The sequence below is a fragment of the Thalassobaculum sp. OXR-137 genome (assembly GCF_034377285.1).
In the GTDB taxonomy this organism is placed as follows: Bacteria; Pseudomonadota; Alphaproteobacteria; order Thalassobaculales; family Thalassobaculaceae; genus Thalassobaculum.
The window spans coordinates 2,112,437-2,131,041 of record NZ_CP139715.1 but is presented as its reverse complement, the minus strand read 5'-3'; the positions used below and the strand labels follow the sequence as shown (position 1 = coordinate 2,131,041).

The following is an 18,605-nucleotide window of genomic DNA, read 5'->3' as shown; positions in this document are numbered from 1 at the left end:
CTGCCTCCAACACGTTCGCTGTGCAGGCCGATTCCCTCGGCTCCTGACTACGCAAAAGACATGGATCGGCAAGGTCGCGCTGCCATCCCCGCGACCGGTCGTGTCGGATGGGCGACAGGTGGGGCGGTCAGCCGATGGAAACCGGCAGCCGCTTGCGGCCCCACACACCCGGCGGACCGTCGAACACCCCCGGCAGCCGGGTGCCGCAACCGGTGCAGGCGCCGGCCGCGTCCAGCTTCCAGGCGCCGAGTTCGTACCAGTCGCGCTCGATCACCCGGTCGCCGCAGGTATGGCAGTAGCTCGACTGCCGGCTGACGTCGTGGACATTGCCGGTATAGGCGTGCCGCACCCCGTTCTTGCGGGCGATCCGCCGGGCCATGGCCAGGGTCGCGAACGGCGTGCGCTGCTTGTCCAGCATGCGGTAGTCGGGATGGAAGGCGGAGAAATGCATCGGCACGTCCGGGCCGAGCCGGTCGACCACCCACTGGGTCATCGCCTCAAGCTCCGCCTCGCCGTCGTTCTCGCCGGGGATGAGGAGATTGGTGATCTCGACCCAGACATCGGTCTCGTGGACCAGGTACTCGAGCGTCTCCAGGACCACGGCCAACTCGCTCTTGGTGACGTCGCGGTAGAATCGCTCGGTGAAGGCTTTCAGGTCCACATTGGCGGCATCCACGTGGCGGAAGAAATCCGCGCGCGCCCGCTCGGTGATGTAACCGGCCGTCACCGCGACGTTCTTGATTCCGCGTTCGTGGCAGGCCTGGGCTACGTCCTCGGCGTATTCGTGGAAGATGACCGGGTCGTTATAGGTGAAGGCCACCGACCGGCAGCCTAGCCGCGCGGCGGTGGCGGCCAGCGCCTCCGGCTGCGCCTCGGCCTGCATAGCGTCCATCTCCCGGCTCTTGGAGATGTCGTGGTTCTGACAGAAGTTGCAGGCGAGGTTGCAGCCCGCCGTGCCGAAGGACAGCACCGGCGTGCCCGGCAGGAAGTGGTTGAGCGGCTTCTTCTCGATCGGGTCGATGCAGAACCCGCTGGACCGGCCGTAGGTGGTGAGCACGACGGCGTCGCCCTGCCGCGCCCGCACGAAACACAGGCCGCGCGCGCCTTCCTTCAGCTTGCAGTAGCGCGGGCACATCTCGCACTGAACCCGGCCGTCACCGAGCATCCGCCAATGGGTGGTGGGGACGATGGGCCCCTTGCCGCTGAGCGCCGGCGGTCGGGTTTCGGACAGGGTCGGGGTGGTGTGGGTCACGACGGCGAGTCCTCGGAAGTTTCAGGCGGCCATCCTATCGATCGAAGGTCATCATATCACCCGTCGGTGTGGAGACCGTCCTCCCGCTGTGCTACGAATTAACCATGGCTGAACTAGCGAATACGGCGGTAATCCGCGCCCCTGAAGTCGCGGGCATGTTCTATCCAGACGGGCATAACGCGCTGGCCGATACGGTGGAGCGCTGCCTGGCCGCTGCCAGACCCGATGGCGGGGTGAAGCCCAAGGTGCTGGTCGCCCCCCATGCCGGCTACCGGTTCTCCGGAGAGATCGCCGGCACCGCCTATACCGGGCTGCGCAGCCGGGGCGAGGAGATCACCCGGATCGTCCTGCTCGGTCCCGCCCATCGGGTCGCGTTCCAGGGCATCGCCACCACCAGCGCCGACGCCTGGGCCACGCCGCTCGGCACCGTGCCGGTGGACTGGGGGGCGTTGCGCGCCGTCCTGCACCTGCCAGGCGTGATCGTGCGCGATGCCGCCTTCGCCCAGGAACACAGCCTGGAGGTTCATGTCCCCTTCATCCAGCGGGTGTTCGAGCGCGCCGCCATCGTGCCGCTGCTGGTCGGCGACGCGCCCGCATCCCTCGTCTCCCAGGTCGTGGAGGCGCTGTGGGGCGGGCCGGAGACGCTGGTCGTCGTCTCCTCCGACCTGTCGCATTTCCACGACTACGACACCGCCCGGAAGCTCGACGGGGCGACGGCGGCGAATATCGAGTTGCTGCGCCCGGACCGGATCGACGGCCTGCGCGCCTGCGGCCACCGGGCGCTGGCCGGGGTGCTGGATCAGGCCCGCCGGCGCGACCTGCGGGCGACGGCGCTGGACGTGCGCAATTCGGGCGATACTGCCGGCGGCAGGGACCGGGTCGTCGGCTACGGCGCCTTCGGCCTGGAATACGCAGAGTCCGCCCGGATCGGCGAGGCCGACCGCCGCCAGCTCGTGGAGGCCGCGCGGTTCGGCGTGACCTTCGGCCTGCAGCACGGCCGCGCGCCCAGCGTCGGGATCGCCCCCGGCCTGTCCCCCGCCCTCTCGGCCCAGCGCGCGTCCTTCGTGACCCTCATGCTGGACGGCCAGTTGCGGGGCTGCATCGGCTCGGTCATCGCCCACCAGCCGCTGATCGCCGACGTGGCGGCCAACGCCTACAAGGCGGCCTTCGCCGATCCCCGCTTCCCCCGGCTCACGCAAGAGGAGGCGGAGCGCATGGAGGTGTCCGTGTCGGTCCTCTCCACCCCGCGGCCGATGACCTTCGCCCACGAGGCCGACCTGGTGCGCCAGACCCGGCCGGATACCGACGGTCTGATCCTGAGCGACCGGGTCGACGGCCGCGACCATCGCGGGCTGTTCCTGCCCAGCGTGTGGTCGTCGATTCCCAAGCCCGAGGATTTCGTGCGCCGGCTGAAGAACAAGGCGGGGCTTCCGATGGAGCATTGGTCGGACGGGCTGGCGGTCCAGCGCTATACTACGGAGAGTTTCGGCGGCTCGTTCCGGCAGACCGCCGGCTGAGCAAGAGGCAGGACGGATATGCCCGCATCCCAGACGGCGTTAAGGGCCGACCCGGCGACGGCAGTCGATATCGACATGCCGCGGCCGTACGCGTTCGCGCCCGCGCCGGGACGGCGATGGACTGCGTCCGTTGACCTGGCAGAGGTCAATATCCGCGCGCTGACCGCCCTGTGGGAGAGCCGCCGGCCGTCGCGGCATGGCCTGCCCGCCCTCGCTCAGTTCGATCCGCTGGCGCTGCAGCCCTGGACGGAGCATCTCATCGTGCTGGAGGCCGAGCCGTTGGTCTTCGGCGGCCGCTCCTACCTTTATCGGACGGTCGGCGCCGCCGCCGCCGGTGTGGAAGGCGGCAATTTCCAGGGGTTGTTCCTGAGCGATGCGCTGTCTCCGGCCCAGTCCATTCCGCGCATCCGGCTCTACGACCTCGCGATGGACGCCCGGGCTTCGATGCGGGTTCGTCAGGAGATCGCCCTGGAGCGGGCCGGGAAGCGGGTCGGCCGGGCGCGCTGGGACGCGCTGGCGCTGCCCCTGGCACGGGACGGCCGCCGTCCCGATCACCTGATGATGCTCGCCTATGTGGAGGCGCTGGGCTAGGGCGGTCCCCGACCAACGCCTCCCCCACAGACCTTAGGCCGGCACCGCCGCGTTCAGCGGCCCGAACACATGGGCCGCGGCGATCGGGCCTTCCGGCGTGACCATCACGCCGCAAGGGATCGCCCAGGAGCCCGGGAAGGCGCTGGTGCTGGCCTGTTCCACCGGGACCACGCTCTCCAGCGCCTTGACCACCTCCGGACCCACCCGGTCGTCGGCGACGATCCTGTCCATCAGACTGATGTCGATGCGCGGCTGCATGAAGGCGGCTTCCAGGTCCATCCCGAAATCGTTGATGAACGAAGTGAGCTGGAAGATCGCCGGCATGATCTTGCGCCCGCCCGACGCGCCCAGGCCGAAGGCGGCCTTGCCGTCGCGGGTGGCGAGCATCGGGCACATGTTGGACAGCGCCTTCTGACCCGGCGCCAGCGAGTTCGGCTGGCCGGGGCGCGGATCGAACCAGTTGATGCCGTTGTTCATCAGCACGCCGGTCTTCGGCAGCACCACCCGCGAGCCGAAGCGCGACAGCAGGGTGGTGGTCATCACCACCATGTTGCCCTCGGCGTCGAGCACGGAGAGGTGGGTGGTGCAGCTCCGGTCGCCCACGTCGCCGGCATGGCCCATGGTCGACAGACGGACCTTGTAGGACTCGATCAGCGCCTCGGCATGGGCCTTGTAGGCGGCGGCGTCGATCTTGCCGCTGAACTCCGGCAGGCGCGACAGAGCACCGGCGAAGGTCGGCCCGGCGGTATAGCCCGGCGCCAGATTGTACTCGGTGCCCTTGCGGGTGCGCTTGATCGGCTCCAGCAGTTTGGCCTCGTAGCTGGCCATATCCTCCGCCGTGATCCGCGAGCCGCCGGCCTGCAGGTCGGCGACCAGCGCCTTGGCGATCTCGCCGGTGTAGAAATCCTCCGGCCCGGCATCGCGCAGACGCTTCAGGGTGTCGGCGAAGTTGCCCATGGGCATGCCGCGGTTGGTGTGATCGGAGATCACCGGCGCCTCGCCGCCCGGCAGCCAGACCGAGGCCGAAGTCTCGTACTGCCGCAGCCAGGAGATTTCCGAGGCCACGTTCAGGGTGGTCCACCAGGTCAGCCGGTGGCCGCGCTCGGCCATGGTCACGGCCGGCGAGATCGCGTCGGCCCAGGACCAGGACCCGAACTCCGACAGCAGCTTGGCGTAGCCGGCGCAGGAACCCGGCAGGGCGATGGAGTGGTAGCCCTGGAGGTTGCGGTCCTCCACGACGGCCGGCCAGCCGAACATGTCCGGCGTGCCCTCGGTTTCGCTGACCAGCCCGTAATCGGCCGGGTCGAGCTTGCTGCCGGACTGCATGCCGAAATCGATGCAGCGGGTGGTACCGGACTTGGCGTCGTAGACGATGGCATAGCCGCCGCCGCCCAACCCGCTCATCCACGGCTCGGCCACGGTCAGCGCCAGCGCGGTCGCGACGGCCGCATCGGCGGCATTGCCGCCCGCCGCCAGCACGGCGGCGCCGACTTCGGAGGCCTGGACGTTCTGGGACGCCACGACGCCCTTGGTCCCGCGCACGGGCGGCTTGGACTGGGTCCAGGTCTCGATGGGTGAGGTTTCGGGAAGCGAGATCGCGGGCATGCCGCCCTCCTGATTGTGTGCGGGGTCCACCGTCGCATCCGCTGTCATGGGGGTGCTTGACCGTCGAAGCGGCGCTCAGCACATGGTAAGACGGCGGGCGGGACCGAAAGGAGCGGATACGGTATGGCGGTCGGGAATCTGTTGTCCAGCCTTCGCCTTGCATCGGGTGCCCGGTGGGGTCGATGGCGGGCCGAATGCCTCGTGCGGATCGGAACGGCGCTCGCGGCGGGCCCCTTGCTGATAGGCCTGCTGCTGCCCGAACCCGCCTTCGCCCAGGCACAGGCCCCCGCGCCCGGGGCCGCCGGGGCCAATCGGGGAGCGCCCAAGAACCCCGACTGCGCCAAGCTTCCCGGCGGCAATGCGCCGGTGCAGCGCATGGCCCGGCTTCAGGGCGGCATGTCGGTGCGCAACCTGGAACTGACCTATTTCGGCAAGCCGCTCTACGCCCTGTCGGATGCCGACATCGCCTATCTGAGCACCCTGTGGCCGGAATGCGGAACCTTCGAAGCGCCGGTGGCCGAGGAGATCGCCTCCAAGCTGCGCACCCTGATCAGCGACGCCAAGGGCGCACGGCAGGACTCTCTCGACTGGATCAAGTCGGTGGAGAACGACATCGCCAAGCTGGAGCCGAACGACCAGTCGATCCGCAAGATCCACGACCTCTGGCAGGACATGCTGAACCGGGAATACGAGATGCTGCCGGGCGACCTGCAGTATCTGGCCAAGAAGCTCTCCGAGAAGCGCGACGCGCTCTACACCGGCCAGCAGCAGCGCCAGCGTACCCTGGTCAACCCGTTCGACCCGGGCGCGCCGGACACAAGGAGCATCCGGGAGTAGGGGATCCGGCTTCTCCTCACACACTTCCCGACCCTGTGCCGGGACCCACCCGTCGGGCGCACAGCCGCTTGGGGCCCATCTCCGACCTTGAAGCCGCCCCACCGTGGGCCCCGGCACAAGGCCGGGGAGTTCACGGTGGGGGGAATTGGGTAGCGCCGGAGACTACGCCGCCCGCCGGTCCATCCAGTCGCGGAACTTGTACCAGGCGCCCACCGTCGGCAGGAACCAGGGCACGCCGGTGTAGAACGGTCGGGTCTCGAAGGGCAGGCCGTCGAAGGCGCTCGGCCGGTTGGTCTTGCCCAGGATCTTCAGCGCGGTGCGGTGGCCGAGATGGCTCATCATCACCACGCCGCTGCCGTTGCAGCCCATGGCGTAGTGCACCCCGTTCTCCACCCCCATATGCGGCACCCGGTCGAAGGTGAAGGCGACGTTGCCGTTCCAGGCATGGGTGATTTTCACCCCCGCGAGCTGCGGGAAGATGCCCAGCATGTACTGGTACAGCACCGGCGCGGTCTCCAGCGCGGTGCGGGCCTGGAAGCTCGCCCGGCCGCCGAAGACCACCCGCGTACCGTCCGGCGACGGGCGGAAGTAGTAGAGCACCCGCTTGGTGTCGGCGATCATCCGGCCGTCCGGGAACAGCTCGCTCACCCGCTCCTTGCCGAGCGGCTCGGTGGCGATGATGTAGCTGGCGATCGGGATCACCCGGCGGCGGTGCCAGGGGGTCGCCTTGCCGGTATAGCCGTTGGTGCCGAGCACGACCTCCTTCGCCCGCACCGGTCCGCGGGAGGTGCGCACGGTCAGATCGCCGGCCGTGCCGTCGATGCCTTCCACCCTTGTGTGGGCCGACAGATGGACGCCGGCGGCCCGGCAGGCCTGCCGCAGACCCTTGTGGTAGAGCGAGGGATGCACCCCGCCGGCCCGGTCCACGGTCATGCCGCCGTGATAGTACTGGGTGTTGACGTGATCGACCTGGCGCTCCCTGGACACCAGGGCGGCCCCCGCTTCGGCGTAGGTGTTCAGGTCGTCGGCCTTGGCTTTCATCGCCTTGAAAGCGGCGGGCGTATGGGCGCCGACGAAGCGGCCGGTGCGGGCGTAGAAGCAGTCGATGTTCTCGCGGCGGATCACCTCCTCCACGTGGTCGTAGCTGTCACGCGCCTCCGACAGCATGTCGTCGACCCGCTGACGGCCGAACTGCTTCTCGATATCGCCGCCTTTGCCGACATTCACGCCGCCGGACATCATGCCGCCGCTGCGGGTGCTCGCCCCCTCGCCGAAGCGCTCCGCCTCCAGGATCACCACCTTCACGCCGTTACGCGCCAGTTCCAGCGCCGCCGACATGCCGGTATAGCCGCTGCCGACGATGGCCACGTCGACCTGCTCCGGCGGCGGAGCGTCGCCCTCGTCGTCCGGCGGGGCGGCATCCCACCAGTAGGGATCGGTCTTGAATCCGTCGGCAAAGATATCCATCGGCGTCATCGCCATCTCCGGTGCCAGTTTTAACCGAGCTTAAGCGGTCCGTCGGGCGGCGAGAAGTTGACACTTTCGAGACCGGTTGCCATAAGGCGGAACCGTCTTTTGCGAACGTCTCGCAAATACCCTGACAGGCTTCGGGGTAAAGGACAGTTCCGCGCCACGGGAACCGCATGCCCTTTCGCGACCGCTTCTTTCTGGCCCCCGCGGTGATCTGCGCGCTGGTCGTCACGCCGATCCTGGCGGTGGCCCTGAACGGGCTGGCCCACACGGACCTGATCGACCACCTGGTCCATACGGTGCTGCCGACCTATGTCGCCAATACCGCGCTGCTGGCACTGGGCGTGACAATCGGCACCGGGGTGATCGGCGTCGGTACCGCCTGGCTGGTGACCATGTGCCGGTTCCCGGGCCGTCGGGTGCTGGAATGGGCGCTGGTGCTGCCGCTGGCCGCCCCGGCCTATGTGCTGGCCTACACCTACACCAACTTCCTGGAACATGCCGGACCCGTGCAGGAGTTGCTGCGCCAGACCTTCGACCTCGGGCCGCGGGCGTACTGGTTCCCGGAAGTCCGGTCGCTGGGCGGCGCCATCGTCATGCTGACGGCGACCATGTTCCCTTATGTCTACCTGCTGTCCCGCGCCGCCTTCATCGAGCAGTCGGTCTGCGTGCTCGAGGTCAGCCGGACCCTGGGCCAGTCGCCGGCCCGCGCCTTCCTGCGGGTTGCCCTGCCGCTGGCCCGGCCGGCCATCGTCGCCGGCGTCGCCCTGGCGCTGATGGAGACCCTGGCCGATTACGGAACCGTCTCCTATTTCGGCGTGCAGACCTTCACCACCGGCATCTACAGGGCGATCTTCTCCTTCGGCGACCGGGTGGCCGCCGCCCAGCTTGCCACCGGCCTGCTGGCCTTCGTCATTCTGGTGATCGCGCTGGAGCGGATCTCCCGTGGCCGCCGCCGGTTCGACCACACGACAAACACCCACCGGGCCCTGCCCGGCTTCCGGCTGACCGGCTGGAAGGCGGCCGGCGCGATCCTGGCCTGCGGCCTGCCGGTCTTCGTCGGCTTCCTGCTTCCGGCGATCCTGCTGATCCACATGACGGCGACCGGCGGTCACACGATGTTCGGCGCCCGCTACCTCACCCTGACGCTGAACAGCGTGACCCTGGCCGGGATCACCGCCCTGCTGGCGGTGCTGGTCTCGCTGCTGCTGGCCTATGCCAACCGGCTGTCGAAAGACAGGGCGACCCATATCCTCACCCGTCTCGCGGCGCTCGGCTATGCGGTGCCCGGTTCGGTCATCGCCATCGGTATCCTGATCCCGTTTTCCGTGGTCGACCGCAGCGTCGACGATGCGGCGCGCAGCCTGTTCGGCCTGTCCACCGGGCTGCTGGTGACCGGGACGATCGTGGCGCTGGTCTATGCCTATCTGGTGCGGTTCCTGGCGGTGTCGCTGCAAACGGCGGAAGCCGGGCTGACCAAGATCACCCCCAGCATGGACCAGGCCGCCCGGGTCCTCGGCCATGCGCCGCGGGCGACCCTGAAGCGGGTGCATTTCCCGATGCTGCGCAGCAGCCTGCTGACCGCCGGGCTGATCGTGTTCGTGGACGTGATGAAGGAACTGCCGGCGACGATGATCCTGCGGCCGTTCAATTTCGACACGCTGGCGGTTCAGGCACACAACCTGGCGGCCGACGAGCGGCTGACCCAGGCATCCACCCCGGCGCTGACCATCGTCGCGGTCGGGCTGCTGCCGGTGATCCTGCTCAGCCGGCAGATCGCCAAGTCGCGGGCGGGGCATCGGGGATAGCGGCCTCTCACCCCTCACCGTCATCCCGCCTCCCTGTCATCCCGGACCTGATCCGGGATCGGGTCGGGACCGTGCCCCAACGCCGGCAGCCGGGTCCCGGCCGGCCCCCGGATCAGGTCCGGGGTCCACCGGGATGACGGATTTGGGAGTTGTCGGCTACTCAGATGGACGCCCGGTCAGGCGTCCATCTTCAGGGCGGCGATGAAGGCGGATTGCGGGATTTCGACCTGGCCGAACTGCCGCATCTTCTTCTTGCCTTCCTTCTGCTTCTCCAGAAGCTTCTTCTTACGGGTGATGTCGCCGCCGTAGCATTTCGCGGTGACGTCCTTGCGCATCGCGCTGACGGTCTCGCGGGCGATGACCTTGCCGCCGATCGCCGCCTGGATGGCGATCTTGAAGAGCTGCCGGGGGATCAGTTCCTTCAGCCGCGCGCACATGGCCCGGCCGCGGGGATCCGCCTGGGAGCGGTGCACGATCATCGACAGGGCGTCCACCGGTTCGGCGTTCACCATGATCGACAGCTTCACCAGATCGCTCTCGGAGTAGCTGTCCATCTGGTAGTCGAAGCTGGCATAGCCGCGGCTGATCGATTTCAGGCGGTCGTAGAAGTCGAACACCACCTCGTTCAGCGGCAGGCGGTAGACCACCATCGCCCGGTTGCCGGCATAGGTCAGCTCGATCTGCTCGCCGCGCCGCTCGGTGCACAGCGCCAGGATCGGGCCGAGATAGTCGTCCGGCACGAAGATCGTCGCCTTGATCCACGGCTCTTCGATGTGATCGATCTTCATCACCTCCGGCATGTCGGCCGGATTGTGCAGCTCGATCATCGTGCGATCGGTCTTGTGGATCTTGTAGATCACGCTCGGCGCGGTGGTGATCAGGTCGAGGTCGAACTCGCGCTCCAGCCGCTCCTGGATGATTTCCAGATGCAGCAGGCCGAGGAATCCGCAGCGGAAGCCGAAGCCCAGCGCGGCGGAGGTCTCCGCCTCGAACTGGAAACTGGCGTCGTTCAGCCGGAGCTTCTCCAGGCTGTCGCGCAGATCCTCGAAATCGGCGGCGTCGACCGGATACATGCCGCAGAACACCACCGGCACGCTCGGCTTGAAGCCCGGCAGCGCCTTGGCGGTCGGCCGCTTCTCCTCGGTGATCGTGTCGCCGACATTGGTGTCGGCCACGGTCTTGATCGAGGCGTTGATGAAGCCGACCTCTCCCGGGCCCAGCTCGTCGACGGCGAGACCCTTGGGCGTCAGCACGCCGACCCGCTCGACCATGTGCAGGGCACCGGCCTGCATCATCTTGATGCGCTGGCCCTTCTTCAGGGCGCCGTCATGCACGCGCACCAGACAGGTGACGCCGAGATAGCTGTCGTACCAGCTGTCGACCAGCATCGCCTTCAGCGGCGCCTCGCGGTCGCCCTTGGGCGGCGGCAGGCGCTCGATGATCGCTTCCAGCAGCTCGTCCACGCCGAGGCCGGTCTTGGCCGAGATCATGATCGCGTTGGAGGCGTCCAGCCCGATCACGTCCTCGATCTGCTCCTTCACCCGGTCCGGCTCGGCGGCGGGGAGGTCGACCTTGTTCAGGACGGGGATGATCTCGTGATTGACCTCGATCGCCTGATAGACGTTGGCCAGCGTCTGCGCCTCCACCCCCTGGGCCGCGTCGACCACGAGGATCGAGCCCTCGCAGGCCGCGAGCGACCGGCTGACCTCATACGCGAAGTCGACGTGACCCGGCGTGTCGATCAGGTTCAGGGTGTAGCGCTTGCCGTCCTTGGCATCGTAGATCAGCCGGACCGTCTGCGCCTTGATGGTGATGCCGCGTTCCCGCTCGATATCCATCGAGTCGAGAACCTGCTGCTTCATCTCGCGATCGGTCAGGCCGCCACACATCTGAATCAGCCGATCGGCAAGCGTCGACTTGCCGTGGTCGATATGGGCGATGATCGCAAAGTTGCGGATATGGGAGAGATCACTCGTCATAGCGCGGGGTTATGCCCGAAATCGTGGGGGTTGGGTAGTGGCGTCACCATAGCAAAAATCGCTCTGTTTTGCGGCGCGGCAATAGCGTCACCGCCACGGCACGATTCAAGGCGATGTCGTCAGCCTCTTCACCCGGTCGGGTTGCGGGCCTAGCATGGCAAAAAAAGAGGAAACGCTGCCATGAACGTCCAGGCTTCCGCCTCGCACCTGCTGTCCGACGCCGAGGTCGCGCAGTATCACGACCAGGGCTTCGTCATCCCCAACTGGCGTCTGCCGCCGGCCACCCTGGACCGGATGCGCGCCGATTTCGAGGCGCTGAAGGCCGCGAATCCCGGCGTCGGCTCCGACAACATGATCTGTCCGCATATCCCCTCGGGCGGGGTGCAGGGGCTGAAGGGCTCCGGCGTGTGGCTGGACCATGCCCGCATCCCGGAGGTGCTGGACATGGTCGAGCAGCTCATCGGGCCGGACATCGCCCTGTGGGGCACCACGGTGTTCGGCAAGCCGCCGGGGACCGGCAAGCGGGTGCCGTGGCACCAGGACGGCGAGTACTGGCCGATCCGGCCGCTCGCCACCTGCTCCGCCTGGATCGCGCTGGACGACGCCACGCCGGAGAACGGGTGCCTGCGCGTCATTCCCGGCTCCCACAAGCAGCAGCGTCTGCGTGCACACGCCCAGGACGACAGCGACGAGCTGGCCCTGAACCAGGTCCTCTCGCCCGACGAATACGACGAGGCAGACGCGGTCGATTTCGTGCTGGAGGCCGGTCAGCTGTCCCTGCACGACGTCTATCTGGTGCACGGGTCCGAGCCGAACCGGTCGGACAAGCGCCGCGCCGGCTATGTCTGCCGATACATGCCCACCACCTCCCAATTCGACCGGGAGATCGGACGGGAGCTTCAGGCCAAGGGCAATCTGGTCGATTTCACCACCCGGCCGCTCTGGCTGCTGCGCGGCAAGGACGCCTGTGGCCGGAACGATTTCCGGGTCGGACACGGATAAGGGAGGAAACAAGATGAACGAGATGAGCACACCCGCCTCGTACGCGGACACCGTCCAGCAGCTTCGCGTCGATCTCGCCTGCGCCCTGCGCTGGGCTGCGCGCATGGGCCTGAACGAAGGGGTCGACAACCACTTCTCGGCCGCCGTGCCGGAGCCGGACGGCAGCATCAAGGGCGATAAGTTCCTGATCAACCCGTTCGGCTGGCACTGGTCGGAGATCACCGCCTCGTCCCTGGTCCTGTGCGACGTGGACGGCACGGTGCTGGAGGGCCGCGAGACGGTGGAAGCGACGGCCTTCTGCATCCACTCGCGCATCCACATCAACCACCCGAACGCCGCGGTGGTCCTGCACACCCACCAGCCCTACGCCACGGCGCTGACCCTGCTGGAAGGCGGGCGGCTGGAGATGGTGGAGCAGAACGCGCTGATGTTCGACGACCGCATCGCCTATGACGACGATTACGAAGGTCTGGCGCTGGCGACCGAGGAAGGCGACAGGATGGCCGCGCAGATGGACGGCAAGCCGATCCTGATGCTGGCCTCCCACGGCGTCATGGTCAGCGGGCCGACCGTCGCCGACGCCTTCAACGACCTGTACTACCTGGAGCGCGCCTGCATGTTTCAGGTGCACGCCAAGTCGACCGGCGGCACCCTCCGGAAGATCGGCGACAATGTCAGGGCCCGGGTGATGGGTCAGATGGAGACCGAGCGCAAGGCGGTGGCGGATCGCCACTTCACAGCGCTGCGCCGGATGCTGGACCGCGAGGAGCCCGGCTACAGGGCGTAAGATCGCCCCGTAGCCGGAGGGGGTCAGTTCATCGCGCTGATCTTGCCGACGAAGGCGGACGACTGCTCGGTCAGCGACTTGATGTCGGCCATCAGTCCGTCGGCGGCGCTGGTCACGGAGGCGGCGGCATCCGAGGTGCGGTCGGCGGTGTTCTGGACGTCCTCGGCAAGCCGGGAGACTTCCTGGGTGCCCTGGGTCGCCTGGGCGACGTTCTGGGTGATCTCGCCCGTCGCCGCGTTCTGCTGCTCGACGGCGCCGGCGATGGCCTGGGCCATCTCCTCCATCCGGCCGATGGTCTCGGAGATCGAGGCGACGATCTCGCAGCTCTGGCCGGAGGCCTGCTGGATGCGGTCGACCAGGGAGGTGATCTCCACCGTCGCGTCGCCGGTCTGCTTGGCAAGGCTCTTCACTTCGCCGGCGACCACCGCGAAGCCCTTGCCGGCATCCCCCGCCCGCGCCGCTTCGATCGTCGCGTTCAGCGCCAGCAGATTGGTCTGGTCGGCGATGTCGCGGATCAGGCTCAGGACATTGGAAATCTCGGTGGTGACGGTGGCGAGATCGCCGACGGTTGTCAATGCCGCCCGTAATTTCCCCAGAAGCGCCGAAGTAAATTTCCCCAGTTTCGCCGGTCAGGTTGTCGCGGTGATGTGGTCGTTTTTGGGCGGCCGTCCCCTTGGCCGTCGTAGCGGTGCTGGGGTCGGCGGTGTGATGGTAGCCTTGGAGCGGACGTGCTCGGGCATGAGGTCGGCGTGCTGGCGCAACCGGTAGCTGGAGCCTTCGATCTGGATGACCAGAGCATGATGCAGCAGGCGGTCGAGGAGTGCGGTGGCGACGACCGGGTCTCCGAACACCTCGCCCCATTCGGCAAAGCCGCGGTTGGAGGTCAGGACCATCGCACCACGCTCGTATCGGGCGTTGACCAGCTGGAAGAACAGGTTGCCACCCCCAGGAACGACGGGCAGGTAGCCGATCTCGTCAACGATCAGCAGAGCCGGTCGACAGAAGAAGCGTATGCGTTCCGTCAGCCGTCCCTCGCGCTCGGCGCGGGCGAGTTGCCCGAGCAGGTCGGCGAGTGTGCAAAAGTAGACACTGCGCCCTGCCTTCACCGCCTCGACGCCGAGGGCGATGGCCAGATGGCTCTTGCCGGTGCCGGGCGGGCCGAGGAAGTGGACGACCTCGCAGCGACCGATAAAGCCGAGTTGTGCGAGGGTGAGGATACGATCGCGGTCGAGCGACGGCTGGAAGGAGAAGTCGAACCCTGAGAGCGTCTTGATGGTCGCCAGTCGGCCCATGCGCAGGGCCGTCTTGATGCGGCTGTTCTCGCGCAGGGTCAGTTCCTCGGCGAGCAGCATGTCGATGGCCTCCAGAGCACCGATCTCCCCGTGCTCGAGGCGGCGCACGACCTGATCGAGGGCTTCCAGGGCGCGTGGCATTTTCAGACCGACCAGATCGTGGCGGATCCGCTCCAGGGTCGACGGGGTCAGATCACCTGGAGCGCTCATGACCGGCACTCCCGGGCAAGACGGCGAGCGACAGCGTCGTAGAACTCCAGGGAGCGCTGAGCGACCACGTCGCCGGTTCGGCTGACGACCACATCTCCGTCGGCTCCACGTCTTCGTCCTGTGGAGCCCCCTCCTTTTCGGTGTCCAGGAGCCACCCGGCGCTGGTGGCGGCCTTCCAGGACCGGATGGGTCGCGATCAACGTGCCGTCCTCGAAGATCCTGATCTCCTGGGCGAGCGTGTGCACCTCGACCGTGCGCCGCCGGGTGGCATCCGGAACGCTGTAGAAGTTGCCACCGACGCTTACCATCCCTTCCCGGGAGATCCGTCGCTCCAGACGTAGTACGGAGCGGAACGGCGCCAGAGGCAGAACCAGCAGGTGCGGCTTCTCCTCGGCGAACGCCTCGTTCACGACCCGCCGGGTTGTGGCATGCACCCTGGGATTGGCGACACTGTCCAGCCAGCGCCGCAGCTGCTCGTTCAGATCGTCCAGGTTGCGGAACGAACGGGCCAAGAAGAAGTCCTCGCGGATGTATCGGAACGGCCGCTCGACCTTGCCCTTGGTCTTGGCCCGGTAGGGCTGGCACGCGCGCGGGTGGAAGCCATAGTGGCGGGCCAGATCCACAAGGGCCCTGTTGTAGACGATGCCGCGCGGCTCCCCGTCAGCAGCTTCGCCGATCACCGCCGTCTTCATGCGGTCGTAGAGAAGCTCGCGTGGCACGCCGCCGATCGCGTCGAAGGCGGCGACGTGGCAGCGCAGCACTGTCGCTAGGTCCTGATGGGCGACGAACCGTGCCCAGATCAGGCGGCTATGCCCCAGGACCAGCGAGAACAGCCACACGATCCGCGGCTGTTCCGGCTCATCGGTGAACACCACCTGGAACTGAGCAAAGTCGACCTGTCCTTGCTGACCGGGAGGTGTCTCGAAGCGGATCTCATAACCCGGTGTCGGCGCGGGACGGATATCACGCAGATAATCCGTCACCGCCGTATAGCCGCCGCTATAGCCGAGGTCCCGCAATTCTCGCAGCAGCCGGGCGCCGGTCAGGCCAGGCCACGTCATCACGCGTTCGCGCAGATAGGGGGTGTACGGATCCAGCAGACGTGACCGTGGCCTGCGTGGGCCATAGCTCGGTGGCTCCAGGCCGCGCTCGATGTAGCGACGAACGGTCTTGCGGTCGAACCCGCTCTCCCGTGCGATCGCCGATATAGACAGCCCCTGCCGATGCAGTTCCAAGATCATGAGCATCTCTCCCAGTTTGATCACCGCCGAACTCCTCTCGCCGACCGAGAGGAGCATCGGCAACTCGCCGCCGCCGGTCATCCGGGGCGCGCCCCGGATGACCGGCGACACGCCAACTGGGGAATTTTCAAACGGCGGTTCTGGGGAGATTCACTCCGGTATCAACAGACGGTGTCGGTCGCGTTCGAGGCCAGTTCCGACGCGCCGCGCATTTCCCTTACGGCACCGTTCGCCTGCTGGGAGATTTCGGCGATGGTGGCGCTCATCTCCTCCATGGCACTGGAGATCGTCTGAACGTTGACGCTCATGTCGGAGGCGCGGGAGACGGCCATCGACGATGCGTTGCGGGTGGCATCGGCCTCTCCGGTCAGTCCGGCCGCAGTCCGGCCCATGGCCTCCGCCGCCGAGGACAGCGACTGGGTGAGCTTGCCGATGGAGTCGTCGAACTGGGTGGAGAGCTGGGACAGCCGCTTGCGGTGATCCCGCTCCTTGGCCTCCAGATACACGCCGATCACCAGGTTGATGTCCAGCAGGATCACCTTGTCCAAAGCCGCGACCAGGTTGCCCGCGCGCTCCCCGGCCGCCTTCATGGAGAAGCCGGTCAGGGAATGGGTGATCGCCAGTCGGTGGAGTTCCGCCGTGATACGGGTATACCCGTCGATGTACCAGGAGGTCTCCAGGCCGAGCGTGTTGTGAACCTCGCCGATCCGCTGAACCGAGTCGAAATAGTCCTGGTTGTCGCCGGCGGTGAACATGCGCTTCCAATGCGACGCCTGGGCCGTGGCGGCATGCTTCTGCCGAGCGGCGGAGTCGAACATGGCCGACAGATGGGGAATGCCGCCGAGCTTTTCGTAGAAGCGGGTGAGAATTCCCGGAAGGTGCTGTTCGACCACAGGAAAGAACTCTGCCAGGAGCTTTCTCTCACCAGATGACAGCTCGATAAAGTCAACATGGGCCCGTAGATCAGCGCTCATAGCTTCCCCCATGATCCAAAGCGGTGGTTCCGACGTAGGAGATAATTGGGGGTTACTGATTAAAATACCTTTAATGTTATAATTAATTGCTTGTTAACCATGCTCTCTAGTATCGGATCCGAGAAGTCATCGCGAAAACTCGAGAAATTATCTTTTGTGATAGGGACTTACATCTTTGACCGCGTGTAATTCGTGAGCGTTTCTCCCGCGGAGAAGGGCCAACCGGCGCCTGGAGCAGCCGGTTCTTGCCACTTGCTTCAACGACACATGTTAAGGCGCACCGGGAAATTTTTCGCAAATTCCGTATGACGCCCCGTAGCGCAAGGAGACCGGCCCCCGCTCAACCGGCCGCGCGGTGCCCCAGGAACGCGACCTGCAACCCGGCCACGTCGATCTTGCCCATACCCATCAACGCCTCCATTACGCGGCCCGCCGCCTCGGGGTCTGCGGCATGCATCAGCCGGGGCAGCGCCTTCGGCACGATCTGCCAGTGGATCCCGAACCTATCGACGATCCAGCCACACTGGCCGCCCTCCCCGCCATCCGCCGACAGCGCGGCCCAGAGCCGGTCGGTCTCGGCCTGATCCTCGGTCAGGACGGAGATCGACACCGCATGGGACGGCGTGGTCGCCGGACAGCCGTTCATCGTCATGTAAGGCGTGCCGCCGAGGGTGAACTCGACCACCAGCGGCGGCCCGTTGGGATCGGGCCGATAGACCTGCTCGATCCGGCTGTCCGGCAGCAGGGAGATGTAGAACTCCGCAGCCTCCAACGCGCCTTCGGGCAGAAACAGGCAGGTGCGCGCCTTGGAGGTGAACAGCAGGTCGGCACCGATCGGCACGGGCAGCGATGCGGCCAGCGCCTCGAGCTGGTCGGCTGCCGCGTTCCAGCCCGCCTCGAATCCCATCTCCAGATGCTGCTGCACAGTCTCGACCGAGGAATGGCGGGCGCCCCAGATCATGCGCGTCCGGCCTCCCTCCGCTTCCTCCAGGGTCAGAAAGCCCGTCATGAAATGTTTGCCCGAGGGCACGAAGCCTTCGGTATAGGCGTCGGTGAAGGTGAGATGGCGGCCCGGTTCGACCTTCAGGAACGAGCCCACATTGTCGAACCGCTCGCCGTCCGGTCCTTCCATCACCGTGTTGAACCGGCCGCCCGGGTACAGATCCATCTCGGCGGCGGTGACCTGCCAGGGCTTGGGGCAATACCACTGCATCATCAGGTCCGGCTCGCTCCAGCAACGCCAGACGGCCGAGCGGGGGGCGTCGAGGACGCGGTCGATGACGAGGGTGAGGTCGTCGGGCTTCTGAACAGGCACGGTCATGTCCTCGGTTCCTTGTTCCCGGAGGCTCCGAACAGGAGCGTGATGTAGCGATAGAGGTGGTCGACCTGCTCGACAGCGACGCCGCCGCCGCCGCCGGCCTTGGCCAGGATGAAGGCGCCCTGGAGCACCGCCTGGGTATGCAGGGCGAGGCTTGCGGCGGTCCAATCGGTCCCGGCGACACCCCGGTCGGCCATCGCCGCGGCGATATCGCTCTCCAGGGTGCGGGCGTGAGAGAAGATGCTGCGTCCGCAGGCGGCCGCGATGTCGGGATGAGCGTCGTAGGCTTCCTGCACCATCGTGCCGACAAGGCAGGTGAACTCGCTGACCTCGCCGGCGATCAGCGCCCGGCGGAACCGGAGGTAGCCGAGGACCCGGTCCAGCGGATCCGCATGGTCATGATAGGCGGCGGAGGCGAACAGGTCGCCGGTCACCTCGGACCAGTGCTCGGCCGCGGCGACCGCCAGCCCGTCCTTGCTCTTGAAGTGATGGAAGAAGGCGCCCTTCGTTACGCCGGCCTCGGCGCAGAGTTCGTCGACGCTCGTGGCCGAATAGCCCTTGGCGCGGATCACCGACAGGGCGGCGTCGAGCAGCTTGTCGCGGGCACTCGGCGTTCCGGCGGTGGGCCTGGGCATGCGCGTCTCCTTCGTTGCAATGAAACATACCGACTGGTTGGTATGTTTGTAAAGTGGCAAGAAAGAGCCGGCGATGTGCGAGACACC

Annotated in this window: 16 protein-coding genes; 6 read left to right on the top strand and 10 right to left on the bottom strand. The window is 66.9% G+C overall.

The genetic code is table 11. The features are described from left to right. Nucleotides 1–127: 127 nt before the first annotated feature. The gene (gene amrS, locus T8K17_RS09975) at nt 128–1,252 is read right to left on the bottom strand and encodes an AmmeMemoRadiSam system radical SAM enzyme (protein ID WP_322334355.1); all 1,125 of its coding nucleotides are present in this window, start codon (nt 1,250–1,252) and stop codon (nt 128–130) included. A gap of 104 nt (nt 1,253–1,356) precedes the next feature. Here amrS and amrB point away from each other — a divergent pair, with 104 nt between their 5' ends. Continuing rightward, the gene (gene amrB, locus T8K17_RS09970; RefSeq protein WP_416153177.1) at nt 1,357–2,769 is read left to right on the top strand and encodes an AmmeMemoRadiSam system protein B; all 1,413 of its coding nucleotides are present in this window, start codon (nt 1,357–1,359) and stop codon (nt 2,767–2,769) included. 18 nt (nt 2,770–2,787) lie between these two features. Then, nucleotides 2,788–3,360, top strand: coding sequence for a hypothetical protein (locus tag T8K17_RS09965; RefSeq protein ID WP_322334353.1), 573 nt, complete (start codon nt 2,788–2,790; stop codon nt 3,358–3,360). 33 nt (nt 3,361–3,393) lie between these two features. On the opposite strand, the gene T8K17_RS09960 is transcribed toward T8K17_RS09965, so the two are convergent. Then, nucleotides 3,394–4,965 carry a gamma-glutamyltransferase gene (locus tag T8K17_RS09960; protein ID WP_322334352.1) on the bottom strand — a complete coding sequence of 524 codons (1,572 nt, stop codon included), beginning with the start codon at nt 4,963–4,965 and terminating at the stop codon, nt 3,394–3,396. 234 nt (nt 4,966–5,199) lie between these two features. On the opposite strand from T8K17_RS09960, the gene T8K17_RS09955 reads away from it, so the two are divergent. Beyond that, on the top strand, nt 5,200–5,802 hold the full coding sequence (locus tag T8K17_RS09955) for a hypothetical protein (RefSeq protein WP_322334351.1): 603 nt from the start codon (nt 5,200–5,202) through the stop codon (nt 5,800–5,802). 162 nt (nt 5,803–5,964) lie between these two features. On the opposite strand, the gene T8K17_RS09950 is transcribed toward T8K17_RS09955, so the two are convergent. Beyond that, nucleotides 5,965–7,278: an NAD(P)/FAD-dependent oxidoreductase gene (locus T8K17_RS09950; protein ID WP_322334350.1), complete on the bottom strand. Its 1,314-nt coding sequence runs from the start codon at nt 7,276–7,278 to the stop codon at nt 5,965–5,967. Between the two features lie 167 nt (nt 7,279–7,445). On the opposite strand from T8K17_RS09950, the gene T8K17_RS09945 reads away from it, so the two are divergent. After that, nucleotides 7,446–9,080, top strand: a complete 1,635-nt coding sequence (locus tag T8K17_RS09945; protein WP_322334349.1) for an iron ABC transporter permease — start codon at nt 7,446–7,448, stop codon at nt 9,078–9,080. Nucleotides 9,081–9,256: 176 nt separating this feature from the next. Here the strand turns inward: T8K17_RS09945 and lepA are convergent, their stop codons facing one another. After that, nucleotides 9,257–11,059, bottom strand: coding sequence for a translation elongation factor 4 (gene lepA, locus T8K17_RS09940; RefSeq protein WP_322334348.1), 1,803 nt, complete (start codon nt 11,057–11,059; stop codon nt 9,257–9,259). A gap of 180 nt (nt 11,060–11,239) precedes the next feature. Between lepA and T8K17_RS09935 the strand changes: the two genes are divergently transcribed. Beyond that, entirely contained in the window at nt 11,240–12,061 is an 822-nt protein-coding gene (locus T8K17_RS09935) for a phytanoyl-CoA dioxygenase family protein (RefSeq protein WP_322334347.1), read from the top strand. A 13-nt stretch (nt 12,062–12,074) separates the two neighbouring features. Further along, entirely contained in the window at nt 12,075–12,848 is a 774-nt protein-coding gene (locus tag T8K17_RS09930) for an aldolase (protein WP_322334346.1), read from the top strand. 23 nt (nt 12,849–12,871) lie between these two features. Here T8K17_RS09930 and T8K17_RS09925 read toward each other — a convergent pair whose 3' ends face one another. From T8K17_RS09925 to T8K17_RS09900, 6 genes are all read right to left on the bottom strand, one after another. Beyond that, nucleotides 12,872–13,423, bottom strand: a complete 552-nt coding sequence (locus T8K17_RS09925; protein ID WP_322334345.1) for a methyl-accepting chemotaxis protein — start codon at nt 13,421–13,423, stop codon at nt 12,872–12,874. A gap of 54 nt (nt 13,424–13,477) precedes the next feature. After that, complete coding sequence (istB, locus tag T8K17_RS09920; protein WP_028793182.1) at nt 13,478–14,350, bottom strand: IS21-like element helper ATPase IstB; 873 nt, start codon at nt 14,348–14,350, stop codon at nt 13,478–13,480. Then, nucleotides 14,347–15,615, bottom strand: a complete 1,269-nt coding sequence (gene istA / locus T8K17_RS09915) for an IS21 family transposase (RefSeq protein WP_028793183.1) — start codon at nt 15,613–15,615, stop codon at nt 14,347–14,349. Before istA ends, istB begins: the two co-directional genes overlap by 4 nt. Before the next feature lie 137 nt (nt 15,616–15,752). Then, a complete protein-coding gene (locus T8K17_RS09910; RefSeq protein WP_322334344.1) occupies nt 15,753–16,565 on the bottom strand; it encodes a protoglobin domain-containing protein in 813 nt (270 codons plus the stop codon). Between the two features lie 340 nt (nt 16,566–16,905). Then, nucleotides 16,906–17,886: a VOC family protein gene (locus T8K17_RS09905; protein ID WP_322334343.1), complete on the bottom strand. Its 981-nt coding sequence runs from the start codon at nt 17,884–17,886 to the stop codon at nt 16,906–16,908. Further along, complete coding sequence (locus T8K17_RS09900; RefSeq protein WP_322334342.1) at nt 17,883–18,518, bottom strand: TetR/AcrR family transcriptional regulator; 636 nt, start codon at nt 18,516–18,518, stop codon at nt 17,883–17,885. The genes T8K17_RS09905 and T8K17_RS09900 overlap by 4 nt, the downstream gene beginning before the upstream one ends. Nucleotides 18,519–18,605 lie beyond the last annotated feature (87 nt).

Excerpts from the sequence above, each read along its gene's own strand:
- amrB (WP_416153177.1), top strand. The coding sequence starts at position 1,357 with ATGGCTGAACTAGCGAATACGGCGGTAATCCGCGCCCCTGAAGTCGCG.
- T8K17_RS09965 (WP_322334353.1), top strand. The coding sequence starts at position 2,788 with ATGCCCGCATCCCAGACGGCGTTAAGGGCCGACCCGGCGACGGCAGTC.
- T8K17_RS09960 (WP_322334352.1), bottom strand. The coding sequence starts at position 4,965 with ATGCCCGCGATCTCGCTTCCCGAAACCTCACCCATCGAGACCTGGACC.
- T8K17_RS09950 (WP_322334350.1), bottom strand. The coding sequence starts at position 7,278 with ATGACGCCGATGGATATCTTTGCCGACGGATTCAAGACCGATCCCTAC.
- T8K17_RS09945 (WP_322334349.1), top strand. The coding sequence starts at position 7,446 with ATGCCCTTTCGCGACCGCTTCTTTCTGGCCCCCGCGGTGATCTGCGCG.
- lepA (WP_322334348.1), bottom strand. The coding sequence starts at position 11,059 with ATGACGAGTGATCTCTCCCATATCCGCAACTTTGCGATCATCGCCCAT.
- T8K17_RS09935 (WP_322334347.1), top strand. The coding sequence starts at position 11,240 with ATGAACGTCCAGGCTTCCGCCTCGCACCTGCTGTCCGACGCCGAGGTC.
- T8K17_RS09930 (WP_322334346.1), top strand. The coding sequence starts at position 12,075 with ATGAACGAGATGAGCACACCCGCCTCGTACGCGGACACCGTCCAGCAG.
- istB (WP_028793182.1), bottom strand. The coding sequence starts at position 14,350 with ATGAGCGCTCCAGGTGATCTGACCCCGTCGACCCTGGAGCGGATCCGC.
- T8K17_RS09910 (WP_322334344.1), bottom strand. The coding sequence starts at position 16,565 with ATGAGCGCTGATCTACGGGCCCATGTTGACTTTATCGAGCTGTCATCT.
- T8K17_RS09905 (WP_322334343.1), bottom strand. The coding sequence starts at position 17,886 with ATGACCGTGCCTGTTCAGAAGCCCGACGACCTCACCCTCGTCATCGAC.
- T8K17_RS09900 (WP_322334342.1), bottom strand. The coding sequence starts at position 18,518 with ATGCCCAGGCCCACCGCCGGAACGCCGAGTGCCCGCGACAAGCTGCTC.